The organism is Brevundimonas sp. FV1ps31S (assembly GCF_058681265.1).
In genome coordinates this window covers 18,687-31,430 of the sequence record NZ_CM178735.1, presented here as the reverse complement: position 1 = coordinate 31,430, position 12,744 = coordinate 18,687, and the positions used below count along the sequence as shown (strand labels likewise).

Below are 12,744 nucleotides of genomic sequence, written 5' to 3'. Positions count from 1 at the left end.
GTTCGTGCGATCAGCCCTTCAGCACTTCCACCAGGGTCTTGCCCAGGCGGGCCGGCGATTCCGACATGCGGATGCCGGCGGCTTCCATCGCCGCGATCTTGGATTCCGCATCGCCCTTGCCGCCCGAGACGACGGCGCCGGCGTGGCCCATGGTGCGGCCCTTGGGCGCCGTACGACCGGCGATGAAGCCGGCCATCGGCTTCTTGCGGCCCTTCTTGGCTTCGTCGATCAGGAACTGGGCGGCGTCTTCTTCGGCGCCGCCGCCGATTTCACCGATCATGATGATCGAGGTGGTTTCCGGATCCGCCAAGAACAGCTCCAGCACGTCGATGAACTCGGTGCCCTTGACCGGGTCGCCGCCGATGCCGACGGCCGTGGTCTGGCCCAAGCCTTCGTTCGAGGTCTGGAACACGGCTTCATAGGTCAGGGTGCCCGAACGCGACACGATGCCGACCGAGCCCTTCTTGAAGATATTGCCCGGCATGATGCCGATCTTGCACTCGTCCGGCGTCAGGATGCCGGGGCAGTTCGGGCCCAGCAGGCGCGACTTGGAGCCTTCCAGGCGGCGCTTGACCTTGACCATGTCCATCACCGGAATGCCCTCGGTGATGCAGGTGATGAAGGGGATCTCGGCGTCGATGGCTTCGATGATGGCGGCGGCCGCGCCCGACGGCGGGACATAGATCACCGAGGCGTCGGCGCCCGTGGCGTCCTTGGCTTCGGCGACCGAGGCGTAGATCGGCAGGCTTTCACCGTGCGAACCCGTCCAGCTGGTGCCGCCCTTGGTCGGGTGCACGCCGGCGACCATCTGGGTGCCGTGATAGGCCAGGGCCTGTTCGGTGTGGAAGCCGCCGGTCTTGCCGGTCAGCCCCTGGACGATGATCTTGGTGTCTTTGTTGACGAGGATGGACATGGGGTCTCGTTTCGCTTGTTAGGCTTGGGTTAGACGGAAAGGAAAGGATTTTCGACCCGGACCGACCCGTAGGTCTGACCGTGATTGAGGTCTTCGGAATAGAGGATTTTCGCGCCCAGCCGTTCGGCGGCGGCGATGACAGCCCCATCCCAGTAGGAGATCTGATAGCGCTGGGACAGATCGACGGCGGCGAGGACGACGGCGGGATCGATGGACTGGCAAGGTTTCTTCGCGAGCGTCCGAACCCAGCGCCGAGCCGTTTCCGGCGTGAGAGGGCGCGCGCCCTTGCGGGTCGCTACATTGTAAAACTCGGCCAGCACCTGGCCGGATGTTCCGTACCGACCCTGAAGGATGATGCGTCGCGCGATGTCACGCTTTTCCGGCGCAACCCGCCCCCCTTGGGCCGCATAGATCAGGATATTGGTGTCGAGGAAGACTTCAGCCCCAGCGATCAAAGCGAGGCTCTCCGCTGTAGGTTTCCTCACGGCTGAACCGCCAGTCGCCCATGTCCCCTTCGGACTCGTCGATCAGCTTCAGCAATTCCTGCGTCGCTTCGTCGTGTTCGACCTCCTGCTCGACCAGCCGGGTCAGGAAGCCGCGCACCATCTCGTTGACGCTGGTCCGCTTCATGGCGGCCAGCACCCGCACTTTGTCGAGCAGGTCGTCGTCGATGGCGAGGGTCAGGTTACGGGTCACGGCCGGCTTTTACACGGGTTATGTGGAGCACACAATCCGTGCAGTAAGGTCAGCGGGCGACCGGGTCTATTTGGCGCCGACGGTCGACGAACGCGTGAGACGTATGGTCAAGCCAGACGGGTAGAGGTCAAAGGACAATGACAGCGGGTCAGACGTGCGGGTCGACCAGGCCCGGGCTTCAAGCGAGTTCGGCTTTGCGACCGCTGTGGCCGGATCCATCCCGAGTTCCGAAGCGAGCTTTTCGAGGTCTGCGCGCCATTCACCGTTCAGCTCCGTGACGGCTATGCCGCAAGAGGTCGCATGGGACGGGTTCTCGCCCCCCGTCTCACCGGACATCCAGGACTGGACGCCGCCGGCCCTCAGGCCATACATGCTCTCCCAGACGCGCGTGTCCAGGGGTTGGTCCGCCCGGACAACGCGCAGCAGCTTTTGCCATCCCCGGCTTGCGGCGAAGCTCTCGTAACCGGCGCGTTGCATGTCCGTCGCCACACACGCCTCCCGGAAATAACCGGCGGCGGTGAGCTGATCATTCTGGGTCAGACCGACGGCGCTGGAAGCCAGAAACACTGCTGCTGGAATCAACGTCAACATAGCAAGGCGTCCCGAACCATCTCATGATCGACAGAGGTCGTCACAGGAGCCTGCCCTACCGAGGCGGAAACTGGAAGCCGCCATCAAGGCTGCGGTAGATCTCCAGTCTCAGTATTCCGTCGGAGGGTCGATGCGACCAGCTGATGAAACTGCCGCGCTTGCGCCATTCCTGGCCCTCGCTGGGGACGAACCGGGCGTAGGGATTTTGGCGGTCCGGCTTGTAGAGCTTGAAACCAAGCTCGCCCGCCAACGCCTCCATATCCGCGCGCCACTCCCCGGCAGGCCGCACCATGACGACATTGCAGCTGCGGAACGCGGGATAGGTCGTGCTGCCCTGACGCCGCGTCCGGTCCGAGCCGATCAGCAGGGTCTGGGCGGAGTCCGCGATATAGCGCGAACCCCAGTCGTCGGGCGTATCGGCCGGTGCGACATAGGGTCGAGGCGACCAGCCTCTTTCGTTCGCCAGCGCGTCATAGGCGTCGCGCTCCATCTCTGTCGCCACACAGGCGTCGCGAAGCAGCTGGACAACAGGGGATGACGCAGGCGTTTGGGCTCCTGCGGAAGCCGCGAAGCCGCTCAACGCCAGGGCGAAGAGCGGCGCGCGCATGTCAGCCGACCGCCGCGACGATCTTCTGGGCGGCGTCGTCCAGATCGTCAGCCGCCTGGATGGTCAGGCCCGACTCGTTCAGGATTTTCTTGCCCAGTTCGGCGTTGGTGCCTTCCAGGCGCACGACCAGCGGCACCTTCAGACCGACTTCCTTCACCGCGGCGACGACGCCCTCGGCGATGACGTCGCACTTCATGATGCCGCCGAAGATGTTGACCAGGATGCCCTGGACGTTCGGGTCGGCGGTGATGATCTTGAAGGCCGCCGCGACCTTCTCCTTGCCGGCGCCGCCGCCGACGTCGCAGAAGTTGGCCGGCTCCTTGCCGTACAGTTTGATGATGTCCATCGTCGCCATGGCCAGGCCGGCGCCGTTGACCATGCAACCGATGTTGCCGTCCAGCGAGACATAGGCGAGGTCCCACTTGGAGGCTTCGATTTCCTTGGCGTCTTCCTCGGTTTCGTCGCGCAGGGCCTTGATGTCGTCGTGGCGGAACAGGGCGTTGCCGTCGAAGCTGACCTTGGCGTCCAGGACGCGCAGATGGCCGTCCTTCATGACGATGAGGGGGTTCACCTCCAGCATGTCCATGTCCTTCTCGACGAAGGCCTTGTACAGGGCGGGGAACAGGGACTTTGCGTCTTCGGCTGCGGCGCCCGTCAGGCCGTAGGCGGCGCTGATGGCGGCGATGTCGGCGTCGGTCACGCCCGCGCTCGGGTCGATGACGATGTTCTGGATCTTCTCGGGCGTGTCGTGAGCAACGGTTTCGATGTCCATGCCGCCTTCGGTCGAGACGACGAAGGCGATGCGGCCATAGGCGCGGTCGACCAGCAGCGAGCAGTACAGTTCACGATCGATGTCGGCGCCGTCCTCGATATAGAGGCGGTTGACCTGTTTGCCGGCGTCGCCCGTCTGGGCGGTGACCAGGGTGTTGCCCAGCATTTCCTTGGCGTGGGCGACGGCCTCTTCGACCGAGAAGGCCAGGCGAACGCCGCCCTTGGCGTCGGCCGGCAGTTCCTTGAACTTGCCCTTGCCGCGGCCGCCGGCGTGGATCTGCGATTTCACGACATAGAGGGGGCCGGGCAGGGATTTGGCGGCCGCCTCGACCTGATCGACCGACGTCACTGCGACGCCTGCGGCGACCGGAGCGCCGAAGCCTTTGAGGACCTGCTTGGCCTGATATTCGTGGATGTTCATGAGGGACCGTCGCAACCGCTGCTGGGAGAGTTGCGGGGCTTATAGGCCCCGTCCGTTCGCAGGTGCAACCGTCCACAGCCTCCCTTTAGTCGACCCAGTCCCGCTTCAACGTCCGCGAGGCCCCGATCAGCAGGATCGCCGCCAGCACATAGAAGCCCATGCCGGTGTAGATGGCCCACCTCAGGCTCTCCTCTCCGAAGCGGGGCGCCAGCAGGTCGCTCATCCAGCCGAAATAGTAGAAGCCGACCGCGATCCCCAGCAGATTGTTCAGCAGCAGGAACAGGGCCGAGGCCGTGGACCGCATCGCCGCCGGAACCAGATGCTGGACCGCCGCCGTGATCGGCCCCAGCCAGGCCAGGTTCAGGCCGGTGGGCAACAGGAAGATCAGGAAGGCCAGGACCAGTTGCTGGGTGTTGCTGCCGCCGCCCGGCAGGACCAGGCCGATCAGCCAGGGCGAGTTCATCGCCAGGATGAAACAAGGCGCCGAGATCAGGAAGGCGATGGCTGGGGTCAGGGGATAGGCGCCCTTGCCCTTTTTCGACAGCTTGTCGGCGATCATTCCGCCCAGCCAGATGCCCAGAAGGCCGCCGATCAGAACAATGCCCGAATAATACCAGCTGGTCTGACGCAGGGTCAGGTCGAAACTGCGCATGAAGAACAGCGGCAGCCAGCCCGCCACCCCATAGCCGCACACCGAAGACGAGGCCGCGCCGAGCGCCAGCAGCCAGAAGCTGGGTTTTCTGATCACCAACGAGGCGGTGCGCCGCGCCACCATCAAGGAAACGCCGATCACCCCGGCCAGCAGGCCGGCGAAGGCCAGGACCAGCGGACTGCCCAGGGACACGCCCATCAGCCAGTTCGCCGCCGCCAGGATCAGCAGCCCGGCGCCCAGGCCCAGCATGACCTGGGCCGCGATCTTGCCTGCCCGGTCGGTGCCGACCGGCGCCGCCGCCAGGGCCGCGACCTGGGCCTCGGTCTTGATCGCATCGGTCCCGCCGCGCTTGGGATCCTTCACCGTCAGCCGCAGCAGGGGCGCGACCAGCACCCCCAGCAGACCCACCACGATGAAGGCCGTCCGCCAGCCATAGGTCGCCGCGAGCAGCCCCCCGACCAGGGTCCCCGCCGCCATGCCCAGCGGAATCCCGAAGGCGAAGGCCGCCAGGGCCCGCGCCCGCTGATGCGGCGGGAAATAGTCGGCGATCAGCGAATAGGCCGGCGCCACCCCGCCCGCCTCGCCCACGCCCACCCCCATCCGGCACAGGAACAGTTGGCCGAACGACCCCGCCATGCCGCACAGGGCCGTAAAGCCGGACCAGACCGCCAGGGCCCCGGTCATGATCCACACCCGGCTGAACCGGTCGGCCAGCCAGGCCAGGGGAATGGCCAGGGTCGAATAGACCGAGGCGAAGGCGATGCCGCCCAACAGGCCGAACTGGCTGTCGGACATGCCGAATTCTTCCTTCAGCGGCGCGGCCAGGATGCCGATGATCTGCCGGTCCAGGAAGTTCAGCATGTAGATCAGGATCAGCACCGCCAGCACATAGAAGCGGTAGCCCGGTCGGTGCGGCGCGGGCGCCTGCCCGTCCGTCAGCGTGTCGGTCGTCATCGGCGTTTCCCTCGGCGTCTTCTTCTTGTTGAGGCGAGCCTAGCCCCAAGTCCTGCTTCTGCAAAGCAAAGGGCGGCGGCCCCCAAGCCGCCGCCCCAGGCCGCCGCCCTCCGTCAGGCCTCTGTCGCGATCAGAACCGGTAGGTCAGGCGCGCCGAATAGGTGGTCGGCGGGCCGTAGAAGGCGCTGATCGAGTTGTTGTAGGTCGCGCCGGGGAAGCTGTAGCCCCCGACCTTGTAGCGGACATCGGTCAGGTTGCGGCCGAACAGGCCGACCTCCCACTGCTTGCTCGGCGCGATCCAGACCACGCTGGCGTCGGCCAGCACATAGCCGTCCTGGTCCAGGATGGGGTCCGGCGTGTCGAACAGGTGGTAGTCCGACCGGTAGGACAGCGACGGCGTCACCCGGATCTCCCCGCCCATAATGTCGCCGCGCCAGGTCATGCCGTAATAGGCCGACCATTCCGGCGAGTTCTGCGGCTCGCGGGTGTCCGAGATATCGACGGGCGTGCCGGTGATCCGGGTGATGAACTCGTCGAACTCGTTCTTCAGATAGCCCAGCGAGAAGTTGGCGGTGATGTCGTCGGTCAGGAAGGCCGAACCTTCCAGCTCGAAGCCGTAGATGGTCGAGGCGCCGGCGTTGTCGACCACCGAGGCGATGCCGACGGCCGGGGCCGTGGCCACCTGCTGGGTCGTGATCTGCTGGTCCTTGTAGTCGGAATAGAAGACCGCCGAGGCGAAGTTCATCCGCCGGTCGAAGGCCGACCCCTTCAGGCCCAGCTCATAGGTGGTGACCGTCTCGGGCTGGTAGCCGTCGACCGTCTGCGGCACCAGGGCGGCGTCGCCCCGCATGTCCCAGCCGCCCGACTTGAAGCCCTGGCTGACCGAGGCGTAGCCGGTGATTTCCTCGCTGAAGTCATAAGAGACGCTGGCGCGCGGCGTGAACTTCTCGAAGCTGTCCGAGGCGGAATAATTGGTCCGCGTCGCGAAGATCGGCCGGTCGGCGCCGCCGGTGTAGGGCGTCGGCGTGGCGCCCAGATAGAAGAGGCGCAGGACCGAGGCGTCCTTGTCGTCCTTGGTGTAGCGCCCGCCCAGCGAGACGTGCAGCCGGTCGGTGAGGTCATAGCTGAAGTCGCCGAACACCGAGAAGGACTGGGTGTCCACCGAGCCCGCCGCCGCAATGGCCAGACCCAGGTTGCCGGCGATGGTGTCGAAGGCGCCGGACGAGGTGCCGTCCAGATAGAAGACGCCGGCCACGCCGGACCAGCGATCGCCGGTGAACAGGGCCTGGAACTCCTGGGTGAACTGGTCGTCCGAATAGATGGCCGGCACGTCCAGGGTCGGCAGCGGCGTCTGGTCGAAGTCGATGACGGTGGCGGTGTCGCCCGAGCGGTAGGCGGTGATCGACTTCAGGGTCAGCATGTCGTTGACCCGGTATTCGCCCGTCAGGGACACGCCCTCGGTGACCACCTTCTGCTCGCCGGTGATGCCGGCGTAGGTGTCGTATTCGCTGGCCGGGGGCGTATAGCCGCCGGTGGTCGAATTCACCTCGCGGTGGCCGTGACGGGGGCTGGAGTCGTCCTCGACCCGGTCCCAGGCCAGACGGAAGAACAGGCTGTCGTTCGGCGTCCATTCGGCGCTGGCGCGATAGGCGGTGACGTCCTTGTCGTACTGGTCCTGGCCGGTGTTCAGGTTCTCGCCATAGCCGTCGTGCTGATAGGTGGCGACCGCGCCCCCAATCGCAAAGGTCTCCCCGACAGGGACCGAGCCCGACAGCAGGAAGTTGCGCTCGTTATACGACCCGACCTCGGCCCGCGCCGTCAGACTGGGCTCGGCGCCCAGGCGTTTGGTGACGTATTTGATCGCCCCGCCGATGGTGTTGCGGCCGTACAGGGTGCCCTGCGGCCCGCGCAGCACTTCAATCCGCGAGATGTCGAAGATGTCCAGCACCGCGCCCTGGGGCCGGGCCACATAGACGTCGTCGATATAGAGGCCGACGCCGGGCTCGAAGCCCCACAGCGGGTCCTGCTGGCCCACGCCGCGGATAAAGCTGATAAGGGTCGAGTTGGAGCCCCGCGCGATCTGCACCGTGGCGTTCGGCGTCTGCTGCTGCAGGGCGGTGATGTCGGTGGCGCCGGTCTGTTCCAGCCGCTCGCCGCTGAGGGCCGAGACCGCGACCGGCACGTCCTTCAGCTGTTCGTCGCGCCGACGGGCGGTGACGACGATGTCCTCGATCATATTGGATTGCCCGGCGTTGGCCGCCTGGGCCGTCGCCTCGGCGTCCTGGGCCGTCGAAGCCCCCGCCAGCACGCCCCAAGCCGCGCCGGCCAGCAGCGCGCACTTCACATGATGTCTCATGATCCTACCCCTTCGGTTGTCGTTTCCAGCCCGTTGACGCTTTTATTCAGCGTTCAATGATTTTCCTGAACCTGACCCGGTTTCCGCCGTCTGTCAAACCCTCCCCTTCCCCCGCGTCACCGCGCCGCCGCTTCGATCCCGGGCGTGGCGCCGTTGCACCGGTGCGACCGCCCGCCTAGCCTCACGCCCATGAGCAAGTCCGACGCCTCGTCTCCCGCCGTCCGCCCCATCGCCGCCGCGCGCCGCAAATCGGCCGCCGACGCCCCGCCGGCGCGACGCGGCCGCCCGCCCAAGGCCCAGGCCAAGGCCGCCGGCGAGACCCGCGACCTGATCCTGGACGCGGCCGAGGACCTGTTCTCCAAACACGGCTTCTACGGCGTCACCATCCGCGAGGTGGCGCGCGAGGCGGGCGTGGATACCGCACTTGTGCATTATTATTTCGGGGCCAAGCGCGACCTGTTCGATGCCGTCTTCCTGCGCCGGGCCCAGGTCTGGAACGACGACCGGGTCGCCGCCATCGACCGCTACGCCGAGGCCGCCGGCCCCGACATGACCCTGGAGGGCCTGCTGGAGGCCTTCCTGCGGCCCCCGTTCGAATGGTCGCTGAAGGGCGGGCCGGGCTGGAAACACTATGCCGCCCTGGTGGCCCAGACCAACGCCAACCCCACCTTTGGCGGCGAGACCATGGCCCGCTATTTCGACCCGTCCATCCGCCGGCTGATCGAACTGATCGCCGTGGTCCTGCCGGACGCCAGCGAGGTCGATCTCTACTGGGGCTATCACAATCTGTCGGGTGCCCTGACCCTGACCCTGGGCGAGACCGGCCGTCTGGACCGGCTGTCGGGCGGTCTGGCCCGTTCCGGCGATCTGGAGACGGCCGGCGACTATATGGTCCGGTTCGCCGCCGCCGGCTTCCGCGCCGTCGTCGGCATGTCGCCCCGCTAACTGAAGAAGACCGCCCACATCAGCCGGCCGGGCAGGAAGGTCAGCGCGCCGGCGACGATCAGCCCGCCCACGAACATGCCCGTCATCGCCCGCCGGTGCGCCTGCACCCGGTGACGGCGCGCGGCATAGACCGCCATCGGCAGCCCCACCAGGGTCCAGCCGCTCAGCAGATGGATCAGCGACAGACCGGCCGGCCCGCCCGGATTGATCGCATGGATGAAGAAGGAACTGACCGCCGTCGCCCCCATGGCCAGCACCCAGGTCCAGCCCAGCGCCCGGTGCAGCCGCGTGCCCTTGATCCCCGCCAGCAGCACGATGCCGATGGCCAGGGCCGTCAGGGCCGCCGCCACATGGATCTGGATCGCGCTCGGCGCCGCCGCCAGCAGACTGAAGTCGGGCGTCCGCAGATTGAACCCCAGCAAGGCGACCCGCCCCCCGTCCGCCACCAGATAGGCGACGATAGGGGCGCCCAGCAGGACCAGGGCGACGATGGACGGGGCGAAACGGGCGAAGCGGGCGTGACGAAACAAGGGGAGACTCCGGCGATCTGTCTCGCCGCTTCTGCAGCCCGGCTGACCGTCGCGCCTCCGGTTCTGCGCCAACGACCACCTCCCCTTCGCGAACGGACGCCCCTTCCGCAGCGACGGAAATCATGATTTCAAACAGGCGTCCTTCCTTGAAAGCCGCCATGACGTCTCCCGCCGCCGACAGCCGCCGAAGTTTCCTGCGCGGCCTGGTCGTCGCCAGCCTGATCGGCGTCTTCCTGGCGACCACCGGCGCCTTCGGCAGCGGCGACGCCCCCTATCTCCAGCGCCTGGCCTACTGGGTGCTGCTGATGATCCTGGGCGGACTGTGGGGCCATCTGTGCAGTCAGGTCGTGACCCGTTTCGTCGATATCGACGACCGGCCCTGGCTGACCGTGGCGGTCTTGTCCGCCGTGATCACCGGCCCCCTCAGCGTGATCGTCTGGGCGGCGACCGGCCTGTTCTTCGCCCAGAAGCTCTATCCGCTGGCGGCGCTCCCCCAGTTGTTCGGCCCGGTCCTGGTCGTCACCCTGGCGGTCACCACCGTCAACGTCTTCCTCGGCCGGGCCCAGCCGGTCCAGACCCATGCCGCGCCGACCCCCTCGTCCTCGACGGCGTCGCCGCCTCCGGTCCGTTTCCTGGATAGGCTGCCGCTGAAGCTCAGGGGCGCGACCCTCCACGCCGTCCAGGCCGAGGATCATTATCTGCGCCTGCACACCGACCGGGGCTCGGACCTGATCCTGATGCGCCTGTCCGACGCGGTCGAGGAACTGGAGGGGCTGGAGGGCGCCCGCACCCACCGCAGCTGGTGGGTCGCCCGCTCGGCCGTGCGCGGCGTCGATCGCGGCGACGGCCGCGCCACCCTGACCCTGGAGGGCGGTCTCAGCGTCCCCGTCAGCCGCCGCTACGCCCGCACCCTGCGCGAAGCCGACTGGTGGTGAAGACCCGACTCAGCCTCAGGGCGCCGGCGCGGCCTTGAGCGCGTCGGCCGAAGCGGCGCAGCCGCTCAGGGTGTCGTCGCCGATCTCGATCCGCGCGGTCAGGGGATAGGTGCGGTCGCTCATCCCGTCCGAACATTCGGTGGCGATCAGTACCACGTTCAGCGCCGCATTCAGATCGGTAGAGGTGGCGTAGGTCGCCATCGTCCCCTGAACCGTCGCCCCGCGATTGGGGGCCCGCTGCGTCGGCTGATCCATGCGGGTATAGACGATGGCGTCGGGCGTAATCTCGACGCTCCAGAAGGGTTCGGTCCCCAGGGCCCGCACCGGCTTGCCCAGATCGACCCCCGCCAGAACCGCGGCCGCCTCGGGCGGCGGCGCCGATTCCGGCCTCTTCTCATTGCGGTCGTAGCAGCCGGCCAAGGTCAGGCTCAGGGCCAGCCCCAGCATCGGCGCGGCCAGAAGGACGGATCGGATCGGACGCATGGACGGGCTCCCCCTCGTTCGCGGTGCAGGTGTGAACGCAGGCGGCCTCGGTCAAGGGGTGTCGATGTTATCTTCTGATCCGAGCGGTGCGTTGTCCTGATGAAGAAATCCGCGATGGTAACGGCTTAGTCGAGCATAATGCGCGTCCACCGAACGCCGAAGATGCGGCGCGTCCTTCACCACGAGGATGTAGTCTACCAGCCGTTGATAATGCTCGATCTGACGAGGCAGCCGGACAGCAGGATCTTTTCTGCGGTCTCGCTCTTCTGTCGGCATAACGTTTAAAGCCTGCACGGGCGCGTAAGGCTCGACATGGACACCAGACACAGGGATCGAGCCGTTCATAAGGGGGCTTTGTGCATCGAAGGCGGCAAACAGAGCTGCTTCCAAAGCGTTGATCGCTTCGGCTCCCTCCGCAGGCCAAGCCCAAACCTCAGCCACTTCCCACACGTCGATCTGGCGATTGGCAATTATGTCCGAGCGGGCTGATGTAAGATGCCTGCGTACCCTGGACCTAATCCCATCGATCAACTGGCCAATGTAGATGGGCACGCCATCAAGATCGACCAACGCATAAACGCCGGTGTCGTTTGTCAGAGTCCTTAGCGCGTTTGCTCGATATTCCTGGCTCATTGGCCTCTAGGCTGCACGGGCCATATCTGCCTTTGTCATAGGCAGGAGCAGGCTGTTAGCCACAAACGAGACGGCAGGGACCGCCAGACCATCTCCCAAAAGATGGTAGGCGTCGTTGTAGTTCTTCGGCAGCTTGTAACTGTCCTCTAACCCCATCAGACGAGCCGCCTCTCGGGCCGATATCAGACGAGAGCGCACACCTTTGGCATCGGAGCACACCACGATTTGTCGGCTTGACCCGCCACTAGGCGTCCGCAGGCAGCCAGCGGTCCCGTCGAGCCGAATTTCGGCTCGCTGAACGCCTCCTGTCGGAGAGGGGCGAGTGCGCCTGTAAAGCGTGCCCACGACACGCTCCCCTTTGCGAACAGCGTCCTCAAGCTTACGACGATTTCGATCAGACATCATGCCCAGGAGCTTGGCAGTCTCTTCTTTGGAATGCCATGCGACGTCCTTAGGGTGCTCTTCGAAGAAGTCGATAAACTGCACATTTCGCGACGAGACATCCGGCAAGCGCCACCACACCCAAGCCCGTTGTAAATCTGGGTTCAAATGGGCGTGGGCTGTTCGAAGGGGCTTCGGATGCCAGACGTCATGAGGAGCGTCCTGAACAAAGGCAGGACCGACGTCGGTTTCGATAGACACCCCGACAATGAACACCCGCTTACGGGACTGCGGGACGAAGTGAGCTGCATCGACAACGACCGCCCCGAATCTGTAGCCGCCGTCATGCAGAGCCTGACAAATGGCCTGAAAGTCCTTTCCTTTATGGGAGGACAGCATGCCGGTTACATTTTCGAGCACCACAAAGCTTGGCTTTCTTCCCTGAGCAGTCAAGCTTTGAACCTTGCTCCAGAATGGCCAAAAGGTTCCTGACCGGGTGCCTTTGAGGCCGGCGCCGCCGCCAGCCAAAGACAAGTCCTGACAAGGGAACGACGCCCAAATCAGATCGGCATAACCAGGCAACTTCGTAGCATCGACGTTGTTCACGTCGTCTTCCACGATTTCATCGCCACCCCAGTTAGTGGAGTAGGACTCAACCTTCTTGGCATCGAAATCATTGGCGAACAGGCACTGCCATGCAGCACCCAGACCCGCACGCGCCATGCCGCCGCCGGCAAAAAATTCGTAGAAGCTTGGCATACGGTTGCTCAGTTCGTTCGCCCTATGTTCCCATAACACGAAACAAGGCACATTCGCGGACAAAATGTCGTTGAGTCGGGCAGCGATACTAGATGTGACAAAATCGAATCACCTTTT

14 protein-coding genes are annotated in these 12,744 nt (G+C 65.5%); 2 read left to right on the top strand and 12 right to left on the bottom strand.

Annotated features, from left to right (window positions below; all coding sequences use genetic code 11):
- Positions 1–10 precede the first annotated feature (10 nt).
- The 8 genes from sucD to ACVPT3_RS00120 form a co-directional block, all read right to left on the bottom strand.
- Positions 11–913 (bottom strand): succinate--CoA ligase subunit alpha, encoded by a 903-nt coding sequence (gene sucD, locus ACVPT3_RS00155; RefSeq protein WP_492042223.1) that lies wholly within the window; start codon positions 911–913, stop codon positions 11–13.
- A gap of 29 nt (positions 914–942) precedes the next feature.
- The gene (locus ACVPT3_RS00150; protein WP_492042222.1) at positions 943–1,368 is read right to left on the bottom strand and encodes a PIN domain-containing protein; all 426 of its coding nucleotides are present in this window, start codon (positions 1,366–1,368) and stop codon (positions 943–945) included.
- Complete coding sequence (locus ACVPT3_RS00145; RefSeq protein WP_492042221.1) at positions 1,352–1,609, bottom strand: DUF6364 family protein; 258 nt, start codon at positions 1,607–1,609, stop codon at positions 1,352–1,354. The genes ACVPT3_RS00150 and ACVPT3_RS00145 overlap by 17 nt, the downstream gene beginning before the upstream one ends.
- A 66-nt stretch (positions 1,610–1,675) precedes the next feature.
- Complete coding sequence (locus tag ACVPT3_RS00140; protein ID WP_492042220.1) at positions 1,676–2,200, bottom strand: hypothetical protein; 525 nt, start codon at positions 2,198–2,200, stop codon at positions 1,676–1,678.
- 55 nt (positions 2,201–2,255) lie between these two features.
- Complete coding sequence (locus ACVPT3_RS00135; RefSeq protein ID WP_492042219.1) at positions 2,256–2,807, bottom strand: hypothetical protein; 552 nt, start codon at positions 2,805–2,807, stop codon at positions 2,256–2,258.
- Position 2,808: 1 nt separating this feature from the next.
- Positions 2,809–3,999, bottom strand: a complete 1,191-nt coding sequence (gene sucC, locus ACVPT3_RS00130) for an ADP-forming succinate--CoA ligase subunit beta (RefSeq protein ID WP_492042218.1) — start codon at positions 3,997–3,999, stop codon at positions 2,809–2,811.
- 85 nt (positions 4,000–4,084) lie between these two features.
- The gene (locus ACVPT3_RS00125; RefSeq protein WP_492042217.1) at positions 4,085–5,605 is read right to left on the bottom strand and encodes a spinster family MFS transporter; all 1,521 of its coding nucleotides are present in this window, start codon (positions 5,603–5,605) and stop codon (positions 4,085–4,087) included.
- A 130-nt stretch (positions 5,606–5,735) separates the two neighbouring features.
- The gene (locus tag ACVPT3_RS00120; RefSeq protein WP_492042216.1) at positions 5,736–7,961 is read right to left on the bottom strand and encodes a TonB-dependent receptor; all 2,226 of its coding nucleotides are present in this window, start codon (positions 7,959–7,961) and stop codon (positions 5,736–5,738) included.
- A 189-nt stretch (positions 7,962–8,150) separates the two neighbouring features.
- On the opposite strand from ACVPT3_RS00120, the gene ACVPT3_RS00115 reads away from it, so the two are divergent.
- On the top strand, positions 8,151–8,906 hold the full coding sequence (locus ACVPT3_RS00115; RefSeq protein ID WP_492042215.1) for a TetR/AcrR family transcriptional regulator: 756 nt from the start codon (positions 8,151–8,153) through the stop codon (positions 8,904–8,906).
- Here the strand turns inward: ACVPT3_RS00115 and ACVPT3_RS00110 are convergent.
- On the bottom strand, positions 8,903–9,436 hold the full coding sequence (locus ACVPT3_RS00110; protein ID WP_492042214.1) for a DUF2306 domain-containing protein: 534 nt from the start codon (positions 9,434–9,436) through the stop codon (positions 8,903–8,905). The genes ACVPT3_RS00115 and ACVPT3_RS00110 overlap by 4 nt on opposite strands.
- A gap of 158 nt (positions 9,437–9,594) precedes the next feature.
- Between ACVPT3_RS00110 and ACVPT3_RS00105 the strand changes: the two genes are divergently transcribed.
- Entirely contained in the window at positions 9,595–10,371 is a 777-nt protein-coding gene (locus ACVPT3_RS00105; protein ID WP_492042213.1) for a LytTR family DNA-binding domain-containing protein, read from the top strand.
- Positions 10,372–10,386: 15 nt separating this feature from the next.
- Here the strand turns inward: ACVPT3_RS00105 and ACVPT3_RS00100 are convergent, their stop codons facing one another.
- Genes ACVPT3_RS00100 through ACVPT3_RS00090 form a run of 3 tightly spaced genes read right to left on the bottom strand, consistent with a single transcriptional unit; the run spans position 10,387 to position 12,627 of the window.
- On the bottom strand, positions 10,387–10,854 hold the full coding sequence (locus ACVPT3_RS00100; protein ID WP_492042212.1) for a COG3650 family protein: 468 nt from the start codon (positions 10,852–10,854) through the stop codon (positions 10,387–10,389).
- 51 nt (positions 10,855–10,905) lie between these two features.
- Complete coding sequence (locus ACVPT3_RS00095) at positions 10,906–11,487, bottom strand: GIY-YIG nuclease family protein (RefSeq protein WP_492042211.1); 582 nt, start codon at positions 11,485–11,487, stop codon at positions 10,906–10,908.
- 6 nt (positions 11,488–11,493) lie between these two features.
- Positions 11,494–12,627 carry a DNA cytosine methyltransferase gene (locus ACVPT3_RS00090; protein WP_492042210.1) on the bottom strand — a complete coding sequence of 378 codons (1,134 nt, stop codon included), beginning with the start codon at positions 12,625–12,627 and terminating at the stop codon, positions 11,494–11,496.
- Positions 12,628–12,744 lie beyond the last annotated feature (117 nt).